General features: G+C 41.1%; 22 protein-coding genes. 9 read left to right on the top strand and 13 right to left on the bottom strand.

The window, feature by feature from the left end:
- Nucleotides 1–181: 181 nt before the first annotated feature.
- Nucleotides 182–664 carry a hypothetical protein gene (locus tag G6R08_RS15830; protein ID WP_163529240.1) on the top strand — a complete coding sequence of 161 codons (483 nt, stop codon included), beginning with the start codon at nt 182–184 and terminating at the stop codon, nt 662–664.
- Nucleotides 665–1,047: 383 nt separating this feature from the next.
- Nucleotides 1,048–2,163, top strand: a complete 1,116-nt coding sequence (locus G6R08_RS15825; RefSeq protein WP_205439432.1) for an oxidoreductase — start codon at nt 1,048–1,050, stop codon at nt 2,161–2,163.
- A 133-nt stretch (nt 2,164–2,296) separates the two neighbouring features.
- Here the strand turns inward: G6R08_RS15825 and G6R08_RS15820 are convergent, their stop codons facing one another.
- The gene (locus G6R08_RS15820) at nt 2,297–2,518 is read right to left on the bottom strand and encodes a hypothetical protein (RefSeq protein ID WP_163529236.1); all 222 of its coding nucleotides are present in this window, start codon (nt 2,516–2,518) and stop codon (nt 2,297–2,299) included.
- 177 nt (nt 2,519–2,695) lie between these two features.
- Between G6R08_RS15820 and G6R08_RS15815 the strand changes: the two genes are divergently transcribed.
- From G6R08_RS15815 to G6R08_RS15805, 3 genes are read left to right on the top strand one after another with little or no spacing between them, the layout of a single operon-like run.
- Nucleotides 2,696–3,286 carry a TetR/AcrR family transcriptional regulator gene (locus tag G6R08_RS15815; RefSeq protein WP_163529234.1) on the top strand — a complete coding sequence of 197 codons (591 nt, stop codon included), beginning with the start codon at nt 2,696–2,698 and terminating at the stop codon, nt 3,284–3,286.
- A 2-nt stretch (nt 3,287–3,288) separates the two neighbouring features.
- Nucleotides 3,289–3,639 (top strand): DMT family transporter, encoded by a 351-nt coding sequence (locus G6R08_RS15810; protein WP_163529232.1) that lies wholly within the window; start codon nt 3,289–3,291, stop codon nt 3,637–3,639.
- Nucleotides 3,639–3,953, top strand: coding sequence for a DMT family transporter (locus G6R08_RS15805; protein ID WP_079526555.1), 315 nt, complete (start codon nt 3,639–3,641; stop codon nt 3,951–3,953). Before G6R08_RS15810 ends, G6R08_RS15805 begins: the two co-directional genes overlap by 1 nt.
- Nucleotides 3,954–4,350: 397 nt before the next feature.
- Here the strand turns inward: G6R08_RS15805 and msrA are convergent, their stop codons facing one another.
- The 4 genes from msrA to nadE form a co-directional block, all read right to left on the bottom strand.
- Nucleotides 4,351–5,040: a peptide-methionine (S)-S-oxide reductase MsrA gene (gene msrA / locus G6R08_RS15800; RefSeq protein WP_163529230.1), complete on the bottom strand. Its 690-nt coding sequence runs from the start codon at nt 5,038–5,040 to the stop codon at nt 4,351–4,353.
- 68 nt (nt 5,041–5,108) lie between these two features.
- Nucleotides 5,109–7,034 carry an endonuclease MutS2 gene (locus G6R08_RS15795; protein ID WP_163529228.1) on the bottom strand — a complete coding sequence of 642 codons (1,926 nt, stop codon included), beginning with the start codon at nt 7,032–7,034 and terminating at the stop codon, nt 5,109–5,111.
- Nucleotides 7,035–7,435: 401 nt separating this feature from the next.
- Entirely contained in the window at nt 7,436–7,993 is a 558-nt protein-coding gene (locus tag G6R08_RS15790; RefSeq protein WP_163529226.1) for a cysteine hydrolase family protein, read from the bottom strand.
- Between the two features lie 2 nt (nt 7,994–7,995).
- Nucleotides 7,996–8,745, bottom strand: a complete 750-nt coding sequence (nadE, locus tag G6R08_RS15785; protein WP_163529224.1) for an NAD(+) synthase — start codon at nt 8,743–8,745, stop codon at nt 7,996–7,998.
- Between the two features lie 153 nt (nt 8,746–8,898).
- On the opposite strand from nadE, the gene bshB2 reads away from it, so the two are divergent.
- The gene (bshB2, locus tag G6R08_RS15780) at nt 8,899–9,573 is read left to right on the top strand and encodes a bacillithiol biosynthesis deacetylase BshB2 (protein WP_163529223.1); all 675 of its coding nucleotides are present in this window, start codon (nt 8,899–8,901) and stop codon (nt 9,571–9,573) included.
- A 194-nt stretch (nt 9,574–9,767) separates the two neighbouring features.
- Nucleotides 9,768–10,574 (top strand): FixH family protein, encoded by an 807-nt coding sequence (locus tag G6R08_RS15775; RefSeq protein WP_163529221.1) that lies wholly within the window; start codon nt 9,768–9,770, stop codon nt 10,572–10,574.
- A 45-nt stretch (nt 10,575–10,619) separates the two neighbouring features.
- Here G6R08_RS15775 and typA read toward each other — a convergent pair whose 3' ends face one another.
- Nucleotides 10,620–12,461 carry a translational GTPase TypA gene (gene typA, locus G6R08_RS15770; protein ID WP_163529219.1) on the bottom strand — a complete coding sequence of 614 codons (1,842 nt, stop codon included), beginning with the start codon at nt 12,459–12,461 and terminating at the stop codon, nt 10,620–10,622.
- Nucleotides 12,462–12,656: 195 nt separating this feature from the next.
- Here typA and G6R08_RS15765 point away from each other — a divergent pair, with 195 nt between their 5' ends.
- Nucleotides 12,657–13,592: an RluA family pseudouridine synthase gene (locus tag G6R08_RS15765; RefSeq protein WP_163529217.1), complete on the top strand. Its 936-nt coding sequence runs from the start codon at nt 12,657–12,659 to the stop codon at nt 13,590–13,592.
- A 177-nt stretch (nt 13,593–13,769) separates the two neighbouring features.
- On the opposite strand, the gene G6R08_RS15760 is transcribed toward G6R08_RS15765, so the two are convergent.
- From G6R08_RS15760 to G6R08_RS15750, 3 genes are read right to left on the bottom strand one after another with little or no spacing between them, the layout of a single operon-like run.
- Nucleotides 13,770–14,156: a hypothetical protein gene (locus G6R08_RS15760; RefSeq protein ID WP_163529215.1), complete on the bottom strand. Its 387-nt coding sequence runs from the start codon at nt 14,154–14,156 to the stop codon at nt 13,770–13,772.
- Nucleotides 14,157–14,166: 10 nt separating this feature from the next.
- The gene (locus G6R08_RS15755) at nt 14,167–14,463 is read right to left on the bottom strand and encodes a 4a-hydroxytetrahydrobiopterin dehydratase (RefSeq protein WP_163529213.1); all 297 of its coding nucleotides are present in this window, start codon (nt 14,461–14,463) and stop codon (nt 14,167–14,169) included.
- A 32-nt stretch (nt 14,464–14,495) separates the two neighbouring features.
- Nucleotides 14,496–16,271, bottom strand: a complete 1,776-nt coding sequence (locus G6R08_RS15750; RefSeq protein ID WP_163529211.1) for a M3 family oligoendopeptidase — start codon at nt 16,269–16,271, stop codon at nt 14,496–14,498.
- Between the two features lie 444 nt (nt 16,272–16,715).
- Here G6R08_RS15750 and G6R08_RS15745 point away from each other — a divergent pair, with 444 nt between their 5' ends.
- The gene (locus tag G6R08_RS15745; protein WP_163529209.1) at nt 16,716–17,075 is read left to right on the top strand and encodes a PilZ domain-containing protein; all 360 of its coding nucleotides are present in this window, start codon (nt 16,716–16,718) and stop codon (nt 17,073–17,075) included.
- A 29-nt stretch (nt 17,076–17,104) separates the two neighbouring features.
- Here G6R08_RS15745 and G6R08_RS15740 read toward each other — a convergent pair whose 3' ends face one another.
- The 4 genes from G6R08_RS15740 to G6R08_RS15725 all read right to left on the bottom strand — a co-directional run bounded on the left by G6R08_RS15740 (nt 17,105) and on the right by G6R08_RS15725 (nt 22,364).
- On the bottom strand, nt 17,105–18,238 hold the full coding sequence (locus G6R08_RS15740) for a mannitol-1-phosphate 5-dehydrogenase (protein ID WP_163529207.1): 1,134 nt from the start codon (nt 18,236–18,238) through the stop codon (nt 17,105–17,107).
- On the bottom strand, nt 18,239–18,676 hold the full coding sequence (locus G6R08_RS15735) for a PTS mannitol transporter subunit IIA (RefSeq protein WP_163529205.1): 438 nt from the start codon (nt 18,674–18,676) through the stop codon (nt 18,239–18,241). It abuts the gene before it with no gap.
- A 13-nt stretch (nt 18,677–18,689) separates the two neighbouring features.
- A complete protein-coding gene (locus G6R08_RS15730; protein ID WP_163529203.1) occupies nt 18,690–20,783 on the bottom strand; it encodes a BglG family transcription antiterminator in 2,094 nt (697 codons plus the stop codon).
- A gap of 123 nt (nt 20,784–20,906) precedes the next feature.
- The gene (locus G6R08_RS15725; protein WP_163529201.1) at nt 20,907–22,364 is read right to left on the bottom strand and encodes a PTS mannitol transporter subunit IIBC; all 1,458 of its coding nucleotides are present in this window, start codon (nt 22,362–22,364) and stop codon (nt 20,907–20,909) included.
- Nucleotides 22,365–22,380 lie beyond the last annotated feature (16 nt).

Raw genomic sequence — 22,380 nt, 5'->3', positions numbered from 1 at the left:
AATAATCAGACTAAGGACTTTCTATTAACTTACTTATATAACGAACGATCCTCTGTTCTGGTTTCAAAATATTTTGACCTGATTTAGACAAAACTGTAGAGGCTTTTCTAATGTCTAGCCATTTGTGCTAAAATATGTTCTGTATATGATAAGGATGTTAGTTAACATAGGGAGTGTACGTATGAAATTCATCCATAGATTATCGCTTGTAATCTTCTTTGTTTTATTAGCTGGCTGCTCTTCCGGTCCAGACCTTTCACTAAGTCACTTAAAAGAACTTTACCCGGAGACTTTCGCTGCCCCGATCGAAGCTTTGTCTCAGGAACAGCAAGAGAAGCTCGGACTTCCTGAAGAGCTTCCATTTGAATTGAAAGCATTGAAAGCAAATGTGAGCGGCAATGAAACAGAAGTTATTTACCAATCGGATTCTGCTGTACAAGCTGTAGTTCGTACAATTTTTGATCCTGGCAATGATTTAGAAGAGTCCGATTTACAGATTCCTCTGGACGCAGGGGGCGTTGCGGGAATTCAAAAACGAGACGATCACGTTTTTGTCGAGTGGTATAACGGAGATTATGATGTCATTTACCAGCTAGAATATACAAGTACGAACAAAGAAAAACGTCTTAAAGAAGCCATGGAAATCACCAACTCTATATCGTAAACTAAGAGGCTGAGACAAAACTGAATTAAACATAAAATAATCCGAACGATTTACTTTTTATTTAAATCTGTTCGGATTATTTGTTAGAAAGGATTTCTACCATCGCTCCGTCAAAACACTTCGCTTTCCACGGGCGGCTGTTGAGCCTCCTCGTGCTGGCGCACTTCGGGGTCTCAACTAGGCTTTTCCTCCCGCAGGAGTCTCCTTATTTTGACTACGCTAACGATCTCGTTTATATACTATTCATTTTTCATCGTTCTTTTTTTGACATCATTACTTTACTTATGTCTCAGCCTTTTTTGTGATTCGTATTGTTTAAGAGTTTAACTATCTTGATTTAAGGATACTTATATGACTAATGTGCGAAAAAGGAGATGGAAACAATGAATGACACTTATCATTCTTTATTTGAAAAGTTGAAAATCAATAATAAGGAGCTTCCTAACCGATATGTAGTGGCTCCGATGACCCGAATTAGTGCTGAGAATAACGGTCTGGCAAATAAAACAATGGAGCAATATTATAATCGCTATGCGAAAGGCGGATTTGGAACCATCATTACAGAAGGAATTTATCCTGACGAAGAATATTCGCAAGGGTACTATTACCAGCCAGGCCTTGCGAATGTAGAACAGATGAGATCCTGGAAACCTATTGTGGAAAGTGTTCATGCTAACGGTTCCCTAATCATTGCCCAGCTCATGCATGCAGGTTCACAATCACAGGGAAATCCCCACGCCGATCACTCGATTGCTCCTTCAGCTGTGAAGCCCAAGAAAGATATGGTTCCTCTATATGGAGGTGAAGGTCCATACCCAGTTCCCGCTGAGATGAGCCACGAAAATATGGAACAAGTAAAACAAGGCTTTGCACAAGCTGCCAAACATGCTAAAGAAGCTGGCTTCGATGGTATTGAAATCCATGGTGCCAATGGTTATTTACTTGATGAATTTCTAACAGACTATATGAATCTTAGAGAAGACCAATATGGCGGTGCAACTAAAAACCGCGTTCGCTTTCTTACTGAAGTCATCTTTCATGTTAGAAAAGCTGTCGGAAACGAGTTCATGGTCGGTATTAGGATTTCACAAGCAAAAGTCACAGATGCCAATCATCGTTGGGCTTTGGGAGAAAGTGATGCTGAAACAATTTTCACAGAACTCGGGGAGGCTTCTCTGGATTTTATTCACGTTACAGATGCTTTCGGCACACAACCAAGCTTTGGAGAAGGAAGCAAATCTATCGCTGAAGCAGCTAAACATTATAGCGGTCTGCCTACAATCGCTAATGGCCAGCTCCAGGACCCTGAGACAGCCAGTTCACTAATAAAAGAAGACAAAGCAGACTTAGTCAGTTTAGCGACCAGCGCATTACAAAATCCGGATCTTCCTCACCGAGTCCTATATAATAATGAAATTAAACCTTTCGACTTTGATTCCATTATGCTTCCAAAAGCCAATATAAAGGAACATGAATTAGAAAAAGAAATTATAGAATAGCAGCAGCAAAATCGACCCTAAAAAAACCCTCAATTAAAACTCCGCATCCCTCGTCATTTGCGGAGTTTTAATTGAAATTTTATGAGCTTGCCTTTAATTTCTTTTAGAAACGCCACTTCTATAATCAATCGTTCTACAGGCAAGAAGGTTTAATCCCACCTCTGCCACTTTCTTTCTCCACGACCTGAACTTCCTTTAAATTCCCCATTGCATCAAAGTCAATAGACAGAAGATCTCCCGCTTCAGCGAATGCAATTAGTCGTTCTTTCAAGACTAATAGTTCACTTTTATTAGTATCTTCCTGAATCAATATCGCATATGAACCTTCATAACGATCTAACTTATATTTATTCAAAACATGTTCCCTCCAGACAAAGTAGCTGAAATTTCTAAAAATTTCGACCTATTCCTCTATACCCTATCCCGTTTTCAGTAAACCATCTGATCACTCTTCAACATTTAAAAAGGCTAGACAAACAAATTATTCGGTGATACAATTAAACTACCGACCGTTAGTTAGCGAGGGATGCACATGTCAAAACAGAAAATCATTGATGTCAGCCTGGAGCGTTTTGCTCATAACGGCTATGAAAATACAAGTCTTACTGATATTGCCTCTAAAGTAGGGATTAAAAAGCCTTCGCTTTATAATCACTTTGGAAGTAAGGAAGCAATTTTCCTGGAGGTATTAAAAGAAGTAGCTATGAAGGAGACGGAACATTTCCAAGCGTTCACGGAAAAAACCTACGATCAACCCGTTAAACAACGTCTGGAAAGAGTGTATCAATTCTATGTTGATCACATGGCTAATTCAACTGAAGGTACGTTCTTTAAACGGTTTACCTTTTTTCCGCCGGAAGACTTCTCGGAAGAAATTAAGCAAGTGTTTCTGCAAGTGGAGGAACAGACAAATGATATTATCCGGCCCATTATTGAAAAAGGAATGAAAGAAGGCAGTTTACGACAGCTTCCTATTAAGGATGTACTCTCAGCCTTCTATACGTTAATTGATGGTCTGTTTCTTGAAGAAAATTTCTACGATAAAGATACGCTGGCTCAACGAGAGCAAGCAAGTTTTAAAATATTCTGGCTTGGTGTACAAAAGTCAAGCAAGGAGGATTAAATATGGCCTGGATCTATTTATTTATAGGTGCTTTGTTTGAAATTGGCTGGGCCGTGGGTCTTAAAATGTCTGAAGGGTTTACAAAACCCTTCATTACCATTTTTACTTTGATATCCATTTTCATTAGCTTTTTCTTATTTACAAAAGCAATAAAAATGATCGACATCGGCACTGGATACGCCATTTTCACAGGAATCGGCGCAGCTGGTACAGCCGTAATCGGAATGGCATTTCTTGGCGATATCGCAAGCGCCGGAAAGGTCTTTTTTATTGCCGTTTTAATTTTTGGCATCATTGGCTTAAAAATGTCAGAGTCGTCAAAGGTGGAAGTTATTACTGAGGAGGGGTTATAATGTCATGGATCTTTTTACTTTTTGCTGGTATTGGAGAAATGTCAGGGATGCTGTTCCTCAAACTATCAGAAGGATTCCGCAGAAAAATTCCTACCCTGTTAGCCATTGTTTCAGGGGGATTAAGCCTATACTTTCTCTCCCTGTCGCTTAAAGACCTGCCCATCGGTACCGCATATGGGATCTGGACAGGAATAGGCTCTGTTGGAACCGTACTGCTCGGTATCCTATTGTTTAAAGAAAAAGCTAGTGTGAAACGACTATTTTTCATTAGTTGTATTGTGATTGGAGTCGTAGGTTTAAAACTAGTTTCTTAACATTGAAATTTTCTTGCAGATTCGACAAAATATGTTGCAATTGTCCTAGGCAACAAGTAAAATAAAAAAGGAAATTCTAGTGAAAGTCACCAATTTAATAGATACTTCTTCGATCCCTTCTTACAAAGTTTGGAATGCGACGATTCATTTAATTCTTTCATCATAACTTCAAGGGATCTCTAAACTAACATTCGTCTAAACACAATGTACACATTACTCCTTGGAGGTATTTTAGTGAGAAAAGTATTATTCGCAATTTTGTTACTCATTGTCATTTCCTTCGGTTTTGTAGGTTACACAGACCTTGAATCAAAACCAACGGAAATGACACCTAAACAAACAGAACAGTATTAATGATACTAAACCCGCTAGCCTTAGCCAGCGGGTTTTTAGATGTTTATTCCTTTTTCGGAAGGTTTAGCTCTCGGTCTTCCCCCCAGGTCTTTTCTAAATAATCGTCTCTTTTTGAATTTCCTCTATAAAACTTGTATCTCCACTCATTTTTCTTATAATAATCCTGATGATATTCTTCAGCACGATAGAATTCTTCTGCAGGTCGAATCGGTGTTACGATCTCTCCTTCAAAACGGCCCGACTCAGCTATGTGCTGTTTGGACTGCTGAGCCAGCTTTTTTTGTTTTTCAGAGTGATAAAAAATAGCAGTCGTGTATTGATAACCACGATCAACAAATTGTCCTTCATCATCCGTTGGGTTAATCTGTCGCCAATAAACGGCCAGCAGCTGTTCATAGGTAATTACATCAGGATTAAAATAAACTTGAACAGCTTCAAGGTGACCTGTTCCACCGGCAGATACCTCTTCATACGTAGGATTTTCAGTATGTCCTCCCGTGTATCCAGAAACCGCTTCTTTCACCCCTTTTAGCTTCTCAAAAGGCGGTTCCATGCACCAAAAACATCCGCCTGCAAAAGTGGCTACATGATAATTATCGGGAATATCTGCTTCTGTAACCGCGTGGCTCTCATAATTTCTTTTCGTGAAGTAAGCATAGGCTTCTGGAATAACCAGTACACCTACAATAATTAGAAGACCAACGACCATAAACCATTTTATCCGACCAGTCATATGATCACCTCTCCCTCATGATTTCTTTGAGCATAACACGACCTTATATAAATAACCGAAGGAATTGTTTATTCTTCCTCCTCAAGATACTGCCCTTCCACATGCTTCTTCCCCATTTGATGTTTGATTTTACGGTACTCTTTTGATTTGAAAATAATATCAAAGTCGTAGTCTTCAGGATAAAGTTCTTTTGCTGGGATATGAAGCTTTAACCGCTTATGATTAATGGTCTGCTTTTCTCCTTTAATTTGCACAATATAATTCCCCCGTTGGTCTGGCCCTTTATAGACAATAGCCGTCTCCCCTGTTGCTTGAATGGTAACATTGTCTCCCATCTGGAATTCGGCTGATGTATGATCAACCTTCCCTTTCGATCGAGACACCTTTCCGTAACGGTTAACGGCAACTTGTTGGCTATAATCAAGCTTCCTTAAACATGTATCATCGACATGAAAAGTTTTTTCCTGTTTATACGTAATCGCGTAAGCTTTTTCAAGAATCTTCGGGTGTAAACCAAGCTTTAAGGCGATATCAAATGCCTGACTTTTCCCTGTTGCACCCAGGATAAGTTTATACGTTGGCTGCAGTGTGTCAACATCAAACTCCATGGCAGCATTGATAAATCCTTGTTTCCCTTCTGCATAATCCTTCATCTCACTATAATGGGTAGTAGCTAATATTCTGGCCCCTTTATCAGCTAATTGATCTAAAATAGCTGTAGCTAGACCCATTCCCTCTCCCGGATCCGTTCCAGAACCTAATTCATCAAGCAGCACAAGACTGTACTCGTTGGCTTGCCTCATCACTTCAATGATGTTCACTAGTCTTGAACTGAACGTGCTTAGATTTTCCTTAATATTTTGTCCGTCCCCGATATCAACAAGCACGTGTTGGTATAGAGGCAGCGTACTTCCTTTTGACGCTGGTATATGAATACCTGCTTGCGCCATTATTACCAGAAGTCCAACTGTCTTAAGAGTAACCGTTTTCCCACCTGTATTCGGTCCTGTAATTACTAAACTTCGATCATCCGAGTCCATCGTAATCGTCAAAGGCACAGCTTGTTCCCTAAGCAGCGGATGTCTGGCTTCTTGTAAGTTGATGATGTCCTCCTCATTTATAGTTACTGACTTTCCATTGATGTGCTGACTGTACTTCGCTTTTGCAAAAATAACATCATACTTATGCATCGTTTCCATGGCAATAGACAACTCTTGTTCGTAGGATGTAACCGTGTTCGTCAGCGTGTAGAGGATTTGCTCCACCTCTTGCTCCTCACTAATTTTAAGAATATGCAACTCTTCTTGATGAACTGTCACCTCCTCGGGCTCAATAAATAAAGTAGCTCCTGAAGAAGACTGATCCACAATGGATCCCTTTACTTTATTTCGATTTTCTTTCTTAATTGGAAGAGTATATCTCCCATTCTTTTCGACCACGAGTTTATCCTGCATATATGGTTTAAACTTAGCAGACTTTGTCATGTGATCGATTTTCTCTTTAATCTTCATGCTTTTAGATGCTATTTTTTTGCGGATTTTCGCTAAGGCTTTAGAGGCGTAGTCGTCCACTTGACCATGCCGGATGACCCGATGTAATTCTTCTTCCAGTATAGTTAAATCCGCAATTGACCACGCATACAGACTAATCGTCGGAGCCATGATTTCTTTCCCTTTCATGAACCGTTTTAATTTTGTGCAATGATCTAGAAATGAAGCCAGCCGGGAAAATTGATCAGCCCGAATTAACATGCCTTTTTTGGCTTGTTCCAGCATTTGAGTGACATCATTCAAGGTATGAATAGGCACATTACCGGAGCTCGAGAGGATCGCTTTTGCTTCATCAACTTCCTGATGCCAATGAGTAATCAACCGTTTATCGTTTGATGGTTTGCATGCTAAGATCGTTTCTTTTCCTTTATCGGTTAATGCGTAGCCGCTCACTTCCAATAAAATCTCATGAAATTCTAACGTTTGAAAGGTTACCTTGTTCAACTTTGATTACCTCCTATTTTCAACCATAAAAAAGCCGCCATAAGCTCAAAGGCTCATCGCAGCTGAAATGGTTATTTATGGAGAACCTAAAGACACATTGCTGCGCCTTTTTGGTGCTCCGCCATTTAAGTGATATAAAAAAAGCTATGACTAAGTAAGCCATAGCTTGTATATCAGATGCTTCTGCTATGAGAATGCTCGCTCTTAACTATTTCTGAAAAATTTAGAAAACACAAATATGACCTGCATATTGCATGTCTTTCTCAAAATTTCAGAACAGTATCCAATTAACGGATTTAGTTAAGAACAACACTCATACAAACATTCTCCTTTAAAGAATGGAATTAAATGGCAGAACATACCGTTCTCTACCTTTAGAATATACAGTTCCCTCAGAAATGTCAATAATCAAAAACCTTATCAATATCGGTTTTAGAGATTTTGGCTGTATGCGCAAACAGTGACCTTTCGATAATTTTAATCGCATTTTCGTTATCTTCTTCTTTCTCTGAGGCTATTCCATCTCGTGGAACCCATAAGTTAAATTCACGCATATAAGCGTCATTGGCTGTAAATAAAACACAAATATCCCCTGCGACCCCGGTTAAGATCAAGTTGGAAATGCCCAGCTGCCCCAACAAAATATTCAATTGGGTCCCGTAAAAACCGGAGTGTTTAGGTTTAATAATAAAATAGTCATCATCTTCCGGGAGAATTCCGTTAATGATAGGACGGCCGATTCCCTTTCTGCATTCCTCAATAAGGTCGGTCTTATTATCTTGCCATAGCCCAAAATTATCATTTACATAGATTACAGGAATGCCTCGTTGCTTGACCTCTTTTTTTAAACGATTTAAGTTGTCCATTATGGATTTCGTATTTTCCAGCAGAGCCTCGCCGCCGTCAAAATCCATTTTATTAATCATATCGATAATGAGTAAAGCAGTTTTTTGGGCCATCCTTACTCGTCCTCATATTTAGGAGGGCCGGCGGGAACTTGCCTCTTATGCTCTGTTCGATCATGAAGCGCTTGAAGTCGTCGCTCATCTTCAGGGTCAATATTTTCTCCGCGCAAGTAGGCATCGATCGCCTTATAGGAAATACCCATTTCCTCTTCGTCAGACTGACCTTCCCACAGTTCAGCACTTGGCTTCTTCTTGATCACTGAGTCAGGGATATGTAAGTACTCGGCCATTTCCCGTACCTCTTCTTTTCTCATATGGATCAAGGGAACTAAGTCCACACCGCCGTCTCCGTATTTTGTAAAATAACCTGTATAATCCTCAGCCGCATTATCTGTACCAACCACTAAATAACCATAATTACTGGCCACTGCGTACAGGGTGCTCATCCGTAATCGGGCTTGAAAATTTGCTCCGCCCAGCTGGGAGGTTTCTTCATTCCAATCTCCCTTTTCTACCAGCGTTTTTTGTATAGCTGAATAGGTCTCATTATAAGCATCCGTTAATTCTATTCCAACATAATTGAGATTGGCTTCCTCCACCACTGCAACGGCATCCGTCTGGTCTTCAACCCGTTGATTGATTGGAAGAATCACTCCAAGCGATTTATCTGGGAAGGCTCGTTTAATTAACTTTGCCACTACAGCTGAATCAATGCCGCCGCTGACACCGACCAATGCTCCTTTTGCCCCTGCTTCCTTTACCTTCGTTTGCAGCCAATCAACAAGATGATTGATTCTTTGTTCCATAAAAGAAAGAACTCCTCTCCGTCTCTTCTTAATGGTCTTATTCCTTCTTCCATACTCTGCTAAACCTGTTTAAATGCAAACAAATAGCTTTAAAAACTAACTCAATTGCGTAATAATGTAGAATTAGATACCCTCTTAAGGAGCGATACACATATGATCGAAAAAGAAAACCACGTCCTAGTCATTTTTCCACATCCCGACGATGAAGCATTCGGTGTTTCAGGGACGATTGCCTCTTACATTAATCAAGGCACACCGCTAACTTACGCGTGTTTAACACTTGGTGAGATGGGTCGAAATCTTGGCATGCCTGCCTTTGCTACTCGAGAAACACTGCCTGATATCCGTCGTACAGAACTGCAAAAAGCTGCGAAAGCGATGGGAATTGAAGACTTACGTATGCTTGGACTGCGGGACAAAACATTGGAATTTGAAGACGATCACAAAATGACTCAGCTTGTCAGTGCGTTAATCGATGAACTGCAGCCCTCTTTAGTAATCAGCTTTTATCCGGGGTATGCCGTTCACCCTGACCATGAAGCGACAGCAAGAGCTGTTGTCCGTGCTTTAACACAAATCGAACGAGCTAAACGTCCGAAACTTCATGCGGTCGCCTTTGCCAATAATACGGAAGAGGAACTTGGTGAACCAGATGTCGTCCATGACATAACAAATGTTCAGGAACAAAAGCTGAACACAATGCGTGCCCACATTTCTCAGACAGCCAGGATGCTTGAAACCCTTGATGAAGGAATTCGAGCCAACGATCCAGAAGCATTAAAATGGGTAACTAGAGAAGCCTTTTACAACTATAAATGGGATGATTAGAGAAAAAGCTGACCGTTCAGGTCAGTTTTTTTTTAATTTATGATCCATTAGTTAAAATGAATCGATTGCTTAGTAGAAAAAACAGTGTCACACCATTGCCACAACAACCAGCTTTAACGGCATGCCATCCCAGGATTCTACATGTTATGATGAGTATGACCATTTGACTAACTTAAAATAGAGGAGATTCTGACATGAAGAAATTAGCAAACATAATCGTCTTTTTTGGATTAATTTTCGTACTTGCGGCTTGTGGATCCTCTACCGAAAACGAGGCAAGTGAAGATTCCAGTACAAATAGCAGTAAAGAACCCATAATGCCGGAAGTTGAGGTGCAATTCAAGGAAGAGCCTCTTCCCTTGAAAGAGGAAACAGTCATTCAAGCCGTTGTTACCAAAGGTGAAGAAAAGGTGACAGATGCTGAGTCTGTTGAATTCGAAATCTGGCATTCTGAGGCAGGACAAGAGCAATCCGATATGGTGAAAGCTGAGCATACGGACGGCGGGGTCTATGAGGCTGCCTATACTTTTGAAAAACCAGGCACCTATGTAGTGATTGCTCATACTCAGACAAGCACTATGCATGTAATGCCTCAAGTTGAAGTCGAAGTAGCAGGTAAGGAAGCTGCCAAGAAGGAAGACGACCATGGTCACGGTGGAGAGAGTGAATCAGCTCAGGGGCATAGCCACGGTCATGGAAACAGCGCATTCATGGTTCACTTTATGAATGATCACGAATTTAAAACAGCTGAGGAATCGACACTGACTACGCACATCAATCACAAAGAGAAACCATTTGAAAACGCTATGGTGAAATTTGAAATAAGCTCTGACCAGCTGGACAAGCATAAATACGTTCCCGCTGAAGAAATGAACCCAGGTGAGTACACGGCTGCCTATACGTTCCCTTCTGAAGGAGAGTACACAGTAACCATTCATTACGAAAAACCTGAACAAGAGATTCATGGTCATCAGGAAGAAACCGTTCAAGTAACTAAATAACACAAAAAAACGTCTGATCCAAAATGGATCAGACGTTTTTATGAATTACAACTCTGCATTCTGAAGTTTTTTCTTCTTAGCCATTTTCTCACGTTCGTTTTTATTCAAATATTTCTTACGAAGTCGTACTGCTTCAGGTGTAACTTCGCAATACTCATCATCGTCCAAGTACTCGATTGCTTCCTCAAGCGTTAGCTGACGAGTCTTTTTAATGGTGCTCGTCGTATCTTTCGTTGCTGAACGCACGTTAGTCAAGTGCTTCTCTTTTGTAATATTAACGGTTAGGTCATTTTCACGACTGTGTTCGCCTACGATCATTCCTTCATAAACCTCTGTACCCGGCTCTACGAAAATTGTGCCGCGGTCTTCAAGGTTCATAATACCATAGGTAGAAGATTTCCCTTTATCAAGAGAAACAAGCACACCTTGGCGACGTCCGCCTACTTGCCCTTTATTCAGGGGCGCATAGCCATCGAACGTATGGTTCAGAATTCCGTAACCACGAGTTTGTGTCATAAATTCAGTAGAATACCCGATTAAGCCACGTGATGGTACGAGGAATTCAAGACGAACTTGACCGTTTCCGTCGTTAACCATGTCCTGCATTTCACCTTTACGAATTCCAATCGACTCCATAACAGCGCCTTGATATTCTTCAGGTGTATCAATTTGAACACGTTCCATAGGTTCACACGTTACTCCATCGACTTCTTTCAAGATAACTTTCGGCTTGGAAAGCTGAAGTTCGAAGCCTTCACGACGCATATTTTCCACAAGAATAGACAAGTGTAACTCTCCACGTCCTGATACGGTAAAGGCATCAGGAGAATCTGTAGGTTCAACACGCAAACTTACGTCTGTTTCTAATTGTGTCAATAAACGTTCTTCTATTTGACGGGAAGTTACATACTTTCCTTCGCGGCCTGCAAATGGACTGTTGTTCACTAGGAATGTCATTTGAAGGGTCGGCTCATCGATACGCGGAATTTCCATTGCTTCCTGGTGAGTTGGCGGACAAACCGTTTCTCCAACGTTAATGTCTTCCATACCAGCCAGAGCAATAATGTCACCGGCTCTCGCTTCTTCAATCTCGATACGTTTCAGACCAATGAAGCCAAACAGCTTAGACACCCGGAAGTTTTTGACGGAACCATCTTTCTTCATAAGTGACACTTGCTGCCCTACCTTAATACTTCCGCGGAACACACGTCCAACTCCAATACGCCCAAGGTAATCGTTATAATCAAGGAGCGTAACCTGGAATTGAAGCGGATCATCCTGTGTATCAACAGGAGCCGGAATATTATTCATAATCAGCTTAAAGATCGGATCCATTGTTTCGTTCTGATCTTCAGGCTCATCACCGGACGTACCATTCAATGCGGACGCATAAACAACAGGAAACTCCAGCTGTTCATCGTCTGCACCAAGCTCGATAAATAAATCAAGAACTTCGTCGATCACTTCATTAGGTCGAGCATTAGGACGGTCAATTTTGTTCAAAACAACAACTGGTGTTAACTTTTGTTCCAATGCTTTTTTCAAAACAAAACGAGTCTGTGGCATACAACCTTCATAAGCGTCAACAACTAATAATACACCGTCTACCATTTTTAAAATACGTTCTACTTCTCCACCAAAATCGGCGTGACCTGGTGTATCGAGAATGTTAATTCGTGCATCATTATAATTAATCGCGGTATTTTTCGCTAAGATTGTAATGCCGCGTTCTTTTTCCAAATCATTAGAGTCCATAGCACGGTCATCCACGTGTTCATTCTCACGGAATGTACCAGAATAGCGAAGCATCTGATCCACAAGCGTTGTTTTTCCGTGGTCAACGTGTGCGATGATCGCAATGTTACGAATATCGTTTCTGTGTTGCATGAAGCACACACCTCTTTCAAATCGCAAATTATTCAACCTGTCTAGTATAACACATAACGAGATTTGTCGATACCTATTATGCACTTAATTCGAATCGGGTACACATGAAGATGGTAGGTTTTTTCTCAAACCCTTTCTAATCCTATCTATTCACAGTACAATAGGAAACAGATTTAAGAGAAAAAGGTGAAATGAATGAAAACGAGACGTCAGGGTGAATGGTTTGAAATTACGATCCCCAAAAAATGGGATTGCTATACAATTGAACGGATCCTAAAGAGTGAATGGAAAGTCCCTAGAAAACTCCTTCATAAACATCGGACGGAACGGAGTGTAACATTGAACAATGAATCGAGGCATTGGAAACAAACGCATGTGAGCGAAGGAGACTCCCTCCGCATCAAATTGTTTGAACCTCGTCCATTGGAAGTGACCCCTGCTTATGCTGACATCACCATTTTATATGAAGATGATCACCTACTCGTCGTCAATAAACCAGCAGGAGTCGATACTCATCCAAACAGACCTGAACAGACGAATACGCTCGTTAATGCAGTGGCCTTTTATTTCCAGGCTAATGGAATTGAATCCACTCCAAAGTACGTGCACCGTTTAGACCGTGATACTTCGGGAGCCATTTTATTTGCGAAACATGAACTTGCGATTGCATTGCTGGGCAATTTGTTGAAGAGAAGAGAAATTAGCAGAACATATTTGGCGTGGGTGCACGGTAAAATCAAACCAGCTCAAGGTACAATTGTACAGCCAATTGGTAAAGACCGTCATCATCCCGCACGAAGAAGAGTGTCTGCTGGCGGACAGCATGCTGAAACGTTTTACGAACGGATTCAATATAGTGATGATCGGAGAGCCTCTCTCGTTAAGCTGAGACTAGGCACAGGGCGCACTCATCAAATTCGCGTCCACTTAAGTTATGCCGGTCACCCTTTGCTTGGCGACGAACTTTATGGCGGGGAAGCACACTCCCTTGGCAAACAAGCTCTTCATGCCGCGAAATTAAGTTTTACTCATCCGTTCACAGAGGAGTTTGTAGAATGTATCGCGCCACCAGAACAGAAACAAAGTTTGTTTACCTTTGATCATGTACAGGCATTACTAGATTCCGAGTAAATTTTTATTCTGCCCATACGACCGATGATTCGGCCCAAAAACTAACGGATTCGCCCCAAACTTATTGGAGTTCTGACCTAAAACCGAATTATTCTCCCCTAACAAAGAAAAATTCTAACTTAGCGCAGAAAGATTCTAACCTAACATAATTACGAAGCAAAAAAGAGAAGCCGCTCATCACTCCGATGAACGACTTCTTTCTTTTCGCTTGTACTTAATACAATTTCCCCCGTAAACTGCAACCGCTCCTGAAGCAACCACAGAGGCTGCGTCCATAATGAAAAGCGCCCCTTCATTATTTCTCATCACAACTTGATTTAAAATGGCCAGCAGCAGCGCACACATGAAAAAGACGATCGCAGCCCAGGAAATAACTAGGATGTACTTCTTTGGTGATTCCTTCAAAGCCCAAATAAAGAATGCAGCTGCAACTAGTGTCCCCGTACAAAAAATCACGGCCTCCACCAATGACACAGGAGGACTGATAAGAATTTTCGTTTGATAGAAAAAGGTCAGTGCACCTGCTGCTAAGGCAACTGACCAAGTGATTAGAAATACACGCATAATTGTTCTCCTATTCTGTTATCTGCTTATAAAGGCTGTCATATTTAACTGCACATTCGAGATCAAGATCTGTCAATCCTTTCGCCTGCCAGGAAGTCAACTTAACTGTGACCATTTTATAATCAATGCTGATAAACGGATGATGCTGAATATCTTCAGCATACTCTGCCACATTATTCACAAACTGAATTCCTGTTAGAAAATCCCCGAACCGAAATCGCTTGACAATGAACTTGCCATCCAGTTTCCAGCCATCTAATGCATTCACTTTTTCCTGCTTCTCTTCGTCAGGTATCCTTTTTTCCATAAATTTTACCTCCTTGATTCAACGTTTAAAGATTATGACGTGAGCTTTAGAAATTCTTCCACATCTGCCCGGCAAAGCTCAAGCGCATGTTCCCAAAAATCCGGCTTTTCAAGATTAACATCCAAATGCTTGTGAGCCAGCTCTTCCACCGTCATACGCCCTGTATCTTGCAGAAGAGCGATATATTGATCCTCAAAATCGCGGCCTCCCTCAATTGCTTTCGCATACACACCAAGACTGAATAAATAACCAAATGTATAAGGAAAGTTATAAAAAGGAACATCTGTAATGTGGAAATGAAGTTTTGAGGCCCAAAATGTTGGGTCATATTCATCTAAGCTGTCTGCATAGGCCTCTTTCTGTGCCTCCACCATTAATTCGTTTAACCGTTCAGTAGAAACTGTTCCCTGTTTTCGTTCTTCGTAAAATCTTGTTTCAAAAAGAAAGCGAGAATGAATGTTCATGAAAAATGCAACACTGCGTTGAATTTTATCTTCAAGTAACGCTATTTTTTCATCCTCATTGCCGGCATTTTTTACCGCGGCATCAGCCACAATCATTTCAGCAAACGTAGAAGCTGTTTCTGCCACATTCATCGCATATCCTTGATTCATGATCGGCAGCTCGTTCATGACATGCTGGTGATAGGCATGTCCAAGTTCATGAGCCAGTGTGGCTACATTAGAAAGGGACCCCGAATAGGTCATAAATATCCTGGTTTGTTCGCTGTCCGGAAAACTCGTACAAAATCCTCCTGGACGTTTCCCAGGCCGATCTTCCGCTTCAATCCACTGCTTGTCAAAAGCCATTGAAGTGAATTCCGCAAGCTTGGGACTGAATTTCTCAAATTGTTCAATGATGAACTGTGCCCCTTCATTATAATTCATGTTCTGATTACTATCCCCGAGGGGGGCTCCCACATCATACATGCTCAGTTTCTCTTGGCCGAGTAATTGCGCTTTTCTCTGTAAAAACTCTTTATAATGCTCTTTATACTTTGAGATTGTTTCCCACATAGTGGTTAATGTCTTTTCACTCATGCGATTATATTCAAGCGGTTCTTTTAAAACGTCATCCCATCCCCGGTGCTTGTAAGTTTGCAGCCTGAAACCCGAGAGATGGTTCAGTGTTTCTGTGAACAAATCCGATTGTTCGGTCCAGATACCTTGGAGTTCATCAAATACTTTTTTTCGCTGATCTCGATCAGAAGAATCCAACTTATTAGCAGCTTGACCAACTGATAACGTCTCCCCATCCAATTCTATCTTCATTTTCCCAACGATCGTATCGTACATTTGTCCCCACGCATGATAGCCATCTACTGATAAGTCATTCATTAATGACTCTTGAGTGGCATCCAGCTTATCCTTCACTTGTTGTCTGCGTTCTTCCAACACGAACGCCAATTCGGCAAGAGATGGGATTTTCAGCATACTCCCCCAAACATGTGCGTCGATTTGAACTAATTTCTGATCAAACTCAGTCATAACATTCCTGAACCATGCGTCTAGTTCACTTCGTTTCGTGACTAAAGATCCAGCCGCTTTATCATCGACATTTTGAGCTGTCAAACAGCTTACAAAGGCACCAAACTCTCCCAAATGCTTTGATGTTACCTGGAGTTTATCAATAATTGAGGTCAGCTGGTCTGTCTGCTCAGGGTTTTTCGGTGGCAAAAATTGATAAACGAGCTTTTCTAATTCGCTTAAAAGAGTTTCTGTCTCTTCTATGTACCCTTTCAATTCTTCTGAGCGGCTTCCCCCTTTGAAGATAGTATCTAAATCCCAAGTTGGTTTATAAACTGTCATCCCGACCATCCTTTTCAATCGTTTTTTACGTCTCTATAAATCACTTCTATTGTATCAGAAATTTGCAAAGATTATAGACAGTTATAAAGTATAGGTTTCCTTAATCGGTCATGTTATAATTTTCCTATAATTTTGGATGAGGAGAAGGTGGTTGAGGAAATAACTCGCTTTCAATGGCCCCACAGGACGTGGGGCCGCGGAAAGCGAAGTATATTTTCGTAGCGGTTTATATGCACCCATCATAGTTTCTATAGTTCGGACTTCTATTTGATAAAACACTTTTGTCCCAGCCTCGCGGAAAGTGAGTGGTTTCCTACCCCCTTACATATTAAGAACACGGAACTTTACTCAGATTCAACAAACGGGGCTATTGTGGGAAGGAGCGAATAGAAAGTGAACAAATCTAGTCTTCATGTATAAAACCTAACGAGAAAGGATGATCCTATGCGCTATAAACGGCAAGAGATTCTGAGGTATGATTTTAAAGAAATGATTCCAGCATATTTCAAAGTGGTCAATCACAATGAGGAATCGGCTTATCCTTCACAAGGCAGCGGACAGATTGTTAATATAAGTGCCGGCGGTCTGCTTCTTGCTACCAGTTTTAAACTTCCAGCTAAGCGAAATATTCAGCTTTTTCTTGAAACGACGATTCTTCACCATACGTTGCACTTTATTTCGGAAATTGTCTGGACTAAACAAGTTGGTACGACTTATCATTATGGACTTCGTTTCCTCGACGATCACCATGATGAGGTAATAAAAGTTCTAAAGGAATATCAGAAGCAGCAAAATCCTCTCTAGGAGTACTCCTAGAGAGGATTTTTAAATGGTCATTGCATGGATTGAAATTGTTTTTCTACGGATTGAAGTAAAGGATGCCCTTCTTTGAGTTCAGATACTTCCATCAGGGCAGCTTTAACCCCTTTTTCTTTTACTAAGACTTGAATCTCTTCTGCTTCCTGATCTTGGTCCTGTTTGTAGAGTAAGGCCGCTGCAATGACTTCAACTAAATGAACCGGTGTTTCCTTATTCCATTCGACATATTCAACAGCCGGACGAATTAAGCGGTCATTTGCTCCCAGTTTACGCTTCGGAGCGCGACCGACTCGAGACACTTCGTCCGATAATTCCGGGTTCGCAAACCTTGATAATATTGTTTCTATATACTGTTCATGCTCACCTTTTGTAAATCCATATTTTTTAATGAGGACATCGCCTGACTCATCTAAGGCCCCTTTTATTTTAGGAAGAATTCGATCGTCATGTAAGGCCTGATTGATCGTTTGCAGTCCATAATAACTACCTAAATAGGCGGCGACAGCATGTCCTGTATTCACTGTAAATAACTTTCTTTCTATATAGGGAGTCAGATCTTCCACAAGTTTTAACCCGTCGATTTCTGGAGTCTCACCTTTAAATGAGGATGAATCCACTACCCATTCAAAATAAGGCTCGACAGTCACTTTCAATTTATCGTCATGGGCTTGCCCCGGAACGATTCGATCGACTGCGGCATTAGGAAAACCTGTTCTTTCCTCTACACGTGCTGCTTCTTCTTGGGTTAAGTGTGAAAGCACGTGTTTCTTAAGCAAATCACTGCCCCCGATCATGTTTTCACATGCAATCACATTAACAGCAGTTGCTCTATTCTTTAATCCCTCAGCTATCAAAGGAGCCACTTTTGGTAGAATTGAAGGACCTACGGCCGTTGTAATGAGGTCTGCTTGTTTAATCTGTTCTACGACCTCTTCTGGGTGAGTCAAACTATTGACGCCTGATATGTTTGTCACTTCTAATGCTTCATCAGATCCGGCCAGCTCAACCGTATATCTTTTTCTATCATTTATTTGATCGATAAGCTCGCCATTAACGTCAACAAATGCGATTTCGTAACCTGCCTTATATAATAAAGCACCGATGAAGCCTCTTCCGATATTACCTGCACCAAAATGAACCGCCAGCATTTAATTCACCTCTTCAAAAATGGCAAGAATATCTTCCTTGGAATCAGCCTGCAGTATTTTATCAATGTTCTCTTCTTCAGAGCATACAAGAGCAATTTGAGACAACACCTCTAAGTGCTCATCTCCTTTACCCGCAATACCAATCAGTAATTTCACGATATTCCCTTCACCAAAGTCAACTCCCTCAGGATCCGTTACAATCGTAATTCCTGTTTCCTTCACTGCTTTCTTTCCGTCTTCTGTCCCGTGTGGTATGGCTACATAATTTCCCATGTAAGTAGAAGTTACTTCTTCCCGTTCAAGCATTTGGCCAATGTATTCTTCCTCGACATACCCCTGTTTATGAAGCAAGTTTCCTACAAAGCGAACCGCTTCCTCCTTCCCATCAAACTTTTCGTTTAAGACAATATTGTTTGTAGTTAAAATAGTTTCAGACATGTTCATTCTCCTTTTAATTTGAAAGTTTTTCTTGTAGAAATTGGTATAGTTTGTTAGAAAAATAAATGTTCATTCGTTCCTCGTCGTGAGAGTGCAGTACCTTCGTACTTTCTTCATCCTCTATAATTATGGAACTTAAATAACTTAACACTTCATTCCCGCGGAGAGACAAATCAGCTGGAGCGAGCATCACAATAAAGGAATCACTATTCATGTTCTCTCCGTCCATTCCTTGCACCTCGATTGCTTCTTCTAAATGAACGAGGGTGAAACATGGTTTTGCTATTTCCTTTAATTTCGTATGATAAATCGCAAGTTTGGTTTCGGGAATGCCTAAACCGCCAGCTTCCTCTCGTTTCAGTAAGGCCATTGCAACCTTAGAGACATCATGTACAACGTTAATCTCTTTTAAATACTGACAAGCATCAAGCAGCACCTTCTCCTTATCTGCTTCAGCAGTACGTATGATGGATAGATGCTTCAAAACTTCCGTAACAGTTTCCGCATAAGCCTGAATGGACTCAATTGAATACTGGATATCTTCCTTCGATTCATGTTTGAGAGGAAGGCTGGTAACCGGCTTAGCTTGTTTCATTCGCTCATCCATTCTTAATTTTCGAATAACGTGTTGCAGTTTTTGAATATCTTTCGTTGGAAGCATCGGATTGACTAACACATAATCAGTGTAATCTCTCATAGGAACCGTAGATATCACAAGATCATACTGTTGATGATCCGATTTTTCTAAATCAAACAGGGAACGATGATCTACCTCTTCAATTTGATAAAACTGCTGTTGAAGTTTGGCAGCAAGTATTTTGGCAGTACCCATTCCACTGGAACAAACAACTAATACCCGAAGGCCACGGGCTCCCTCCATATTTAGCAGCGCCGAGGCAAAATGCATCACGATATAGGCTGTTTCCTCTTTAGGAAAAACAAGACCGGGAAACACTTGTATAACTGCACTCTGTACAGTCTTGAACAAGTCAGGATAATCCTGTTCAATCTGCTCGGTCAATGGATTTTGAATATCCATTTGCTGCTGAATTCGATATACACTCGGCTTCAAATGGACAACCAAGTCATTAAGCAGCTGTGTAGAATGATGAAGTTCCTGCCCTGTTGCCTTTGAGACAAATTCAATAAGCTGTTTAGCTTTAAAAGCAATACTTAGACTGCTGTCCTCAATTATGGCATCTGTATCATAGCGGATCTTTGCCCCCATAAGATGCATCGTAATATAGCCTGTCTCATCTTCTGGTATATCGATCTCAAAGGTACTCTCAAGTTTCTCAATCAGCTCTGCAGCCATTTCAAATTCCTTAGAATCCTTTAAAGAATGTAAATATTCCTCATCCATAACGATAACTTCACCTTGTTGTAAGCGTTCAATAGCTAAAGCGATATGGATGACTAAACCGATATAAGCATGGTCTGTTAAATCATAGTGTAAAGAGGGGCGAATGGATTCGACGGTTGTTTCAATAAGTGAGATATTTTCCCTGCTTACCAGACCAAGCAATTGTTCTGAGACTTGATCGAGCGAAGTATCATTCACGTTCTCACGAAGCAGCGTTATAAAGTCTAACTCATTCATATGCTTCATAATTAATAAGCTGATCGCTTCGCGAATATGAGACTCACTTCCTTTAACCTCAACTCCATACCCTCTTTTGCGAATCAGTTCAAGCTGAAAATCATTGACCCTCTCTTCCATCCTATCCAAGTCATGACTAATCGTAGCTACCGTCACACCTAATTCTGCAGCTAAGGAAAAAAGTTTAACCGGTTCGTTAGCTTCAAGCAGCTTAGATAAGATGAGTACCTGGCGCTCCTCAGGCGTATAATCTATAGCCTCGTGTGAAACGATCGCTTCTTTTAACTTTTCCCTGCTCGCTTGATCTCCTTCGATCGCCATTCCTTTGCCTGCTTGTCTTTGCAAAAGCAGTCCATATTCCCGAAGAACCTTCTCGATTCCCTGCAAGTCCCTGTGAATGGTTCTTGCACTTACATCAAGGGATTCAGCCAACTCTTTTATAGGTACCGTTTCATTTGAATCAACCAGAAGCTGAAGCATTTTTCTTTCCCTTGCAGATATAAACATCGATTATCCCTCCTTTCCTTAAAAAGTAGAAAGAGGCTGAGACATAACTAAATCTCTTAAGTGAGAAGACGAGCGATATGCTGTTTCAGCGAAGAAAATATACTTTGTCCCAACCTCATTCATTTATTCACTTTCCTGTAATTCACTAACCAATTCATCGTACTTCGGACTATTTAAGAAGTTTTCAACAGAAATATGATGAGCATTCGGAACTTTCTGTTTGGCCCTTTCTGTTAAATCTTTATGGGTAATGACAATATCCACATCTGAAGGAAGATCGTTAATCGCCATATTCGTTACGTTGATATCAATCGAAGCTTTTTTAAATTTATTCTTTAATAACGAAGCACCCATAGCACTTGATCCCATACCCGCATCACAGGCGAATATGACCTTATCAATAGCTCCTTGGTTGATCTGAGGAGCCTCTTGAGTCTCGTCATTAGCCGATTCCTGTGGCTCATTTGCAGTCAATTGATCAGAGACACGGCTTTTCTTCCCTTTCATTTCTTCCATTTTGGAAGTAGCTGCTGTAATGTCCTGTTCCTCTTGTTTTCCAGACTTCAGAATAACGGCAGCGACTACAAAGGTAACAGCCGCAGCTACAAGTACACCAGCAATCACTCCTATATAGTCCCCTCTAGCCGTAAGCGCAAGCACTGCGATGATACTGCCTGGCGATGCCGTAGATGTAAGTCCGACTCCAAATGCGGCAAATGTAGCTGTCCCTGATACACCACCTGCAATAAGGGCAAGAATTAAGGACGGCTTGGACAGAATATAAGGAAAGTAAATTTCATGAATTCCCCCGAAGAAGTGGATAATAGCTGCCCCTGGGGCGGACTGTTTGGAAATCCCTTTTCCGAATATCGAAAAAGCAAGTAAAACACCAAGTCCTGGTCCAGGGTTTGTTTCCAACAAGAATAAAATGGACTTTCCTAATTCTTCTGTTTGCGTTACTGCAATCGGGCTCAGAATTCCATGATTAATAGCGTTATTCAAAAACAGAACTTTTGCAGGTTCAATAAATATATTGACTAATGGTAAAAGTCCCGCATTGATCATGACTTCGACACCTGCACCTAAAGCTAAGGTAATTCCAGTAACAATCGGTCCAATGATTTGTAAACCGATAATGGCTAAGATAGCTCCGGCAATCCCGGCACTAAAATTGTTAACGAGCATTTCGAATCCTGACTTAACTTTTCCTTCAAAAAGCTTGTCGATCCATTTAATTGCATATCCACCTATAGGTCCCATAAGCATGGCGCCCATAAACATAGGAATGTCTGCTCCTACGATGACCCCCATAGCTGCAGTGGCACCAACAACACCCCCGCGTAAACCGTGAATAATACGGCCGCCAGTAAAAGCAATCAATAATGGCAGTAAATATTTAATCATCGGGTCAACTAATGCGGCCAGATCCTCATTTGGCGCCCAGCCCGTCTCTATAAATAATGCTGTAATAATCCCCCAGGCGATAAAGGCAGCAATGTTTGGCATGATCATTCCGCTAAGGAAGCTGCCAAACTTTTGCACTAACGCCCTTATCCCTGTCTGTTTATTTTGTTCAGACATTGTATGTTTCCTCCCT

The sequence above is a fragment of the Halobacillus ihumii genome (assembly GCF_902726645.1).
GTDB classification, from domain to species: Bacteria; Bacillota; Bacilli; order Bacillales; family Halobacillaceae; genus Halobacillus_A; species Halobacillus_A ihumii.
The sequence above is the reverse complement of the archived record's forward strand: the minus strand, read 5'-3'. Positions and strand labels throughout refer to the sequence as shown.

Bases quoted from the DNA above. Each gene is read 5' to 3' on its own strand.
- G6R08_RS15760 (WP_163529215.1), bottom strand. From the start codon at position 14,156: ATGCGTGTATTTCTAATCACTTGGTCAGTTGCCTTAGCAGCAGGTGCA.
- G6R08_RS15810 (WP_163529232.1), top strand. From the start codon at position 3,289: ATGGCCTGGATCTATTTATTTATAGGTGCTTTGTTTGAAATTGGCTGG.
- typA (WP_163529219.1), bottom strand. From the start codon at position 12,461: ATGCAACACAGAAACGATATTCGTAACATTGCGATCATCGCACACGTT.
- G6R08_RS15815 (WP_163529234.1), top strand. From the start codon at position 2,696: ATGTCAAAACAGAAAATCATTGATGTCAGCCTGGAGCGTTTTGCTCAT.
- msrA (WP_163529230.1), bottom strand. From the start codon at position 5,040: ATGACTGGTCGGATAAAATGGTTTATGGTCGTTGGTCTTCTAATTATT.
- G6R08_RS15765 (WP_163529217.1), top strand. From the start codon at position 12,657: ATGAAAACGAGACGTCAGGGTGAATGGTTTGAAATTACGATCCCCAAA.
- G6R08_RS15825 (WP_205439432.1), top strand. From the start codon at position 1,048: ATGAATGACACTTATCATTCTTTATTTGAAAAGTTGAAAATCAATAAT.
- G6R08_RS15755 (WP_163529213.1), bottom strand. From the start codon at position 14,463: ATGGAAAAAAGGATACCTGACGAAGAGAAGCAGGAAAAAGTGAATGCA.
- G6R08_RS15725 (WP_163529201.1), bottom strand. From the start codon at position 22,364: ATGTCTGAACAAAATAAACAGACAGGGATAAGGGCGTTAGTGCAAAAG.
- G6R08_RS15830 (WP_163529240.1), top strand. From the start codon at position 182: ATGAAATTCATCCATAGATTATCGCTTGTAATCTTCTTTGTTTTATTA.
- nadE (WP_163529224.1), bottom strand. From the start codon at position 8,745: ATGGAACAAAGAATCAATCATCTTGTTGATTGGCTGCAAACGAAGGTA.
- G6R08_RS15740 (WP_163529207.1), bottom strand. From the start codon at position 18,238: ATGCTGGCGGTTCATTTTGGTGCAGGTAATATCGGAAGAGGCTTCATC.
- G6R08_RS15735 (WP_163529205.1), bottom strand. From the start codon at position 18,676: ATGTCTGAAACTATTTTAACTACAAACAATATTGTCTTAAACGAAAAG.
- G6R08_RS15750 (WP_163529211.1), bottom strand. From the start codon at position 16,271: ATGACAGTTTATAAACCAACTTGGGATTTAGATACTATCTTCAAAGGG.
- G6R08_RS15775 (WP_163529221.1), top strand. From the start codon at position 9,768: ATGAAGAAATTAGCAAACATAATCGTCTTTTTTGGATTAATTTTCGTA.
- G6R08_RS15805 (WP_079526555.1), top strand. From the start codon at position 3,639: ATGTCATGGATCTTTTTACTTTTTGCTGGTATTGGAGAAATGTCAGGG.
- G6R08_RS15730 (WP_163529203.1), bottom strand. From the start codon at position 20,783: ATGTTTATATCTGCAAGGGAAAGAAAAATGCTTCAGCTTCTGGTTGAT.
- bshB2 (WP_163529223.1), top strand. From the start codon at position 8,899: ATGATCGAAAAAGAAAACCACGTCCTAGTCATTTTTCCACATCCCGAC.
- G6R08_RS15745 (WP_163529209.1), top strand. From the start codon at position 16,716: ATGCGCTATAAACGGCAAGAGATTCTGAGGTATGATTTTAAAGAAATG.
- G6R08_RS15790 (WP_163529226.1), bottom strand. From the start codon at position 7,993: ATGGCCCAAAAAACTGCTTTACTCATTATCGATATGATTAATAAAATG.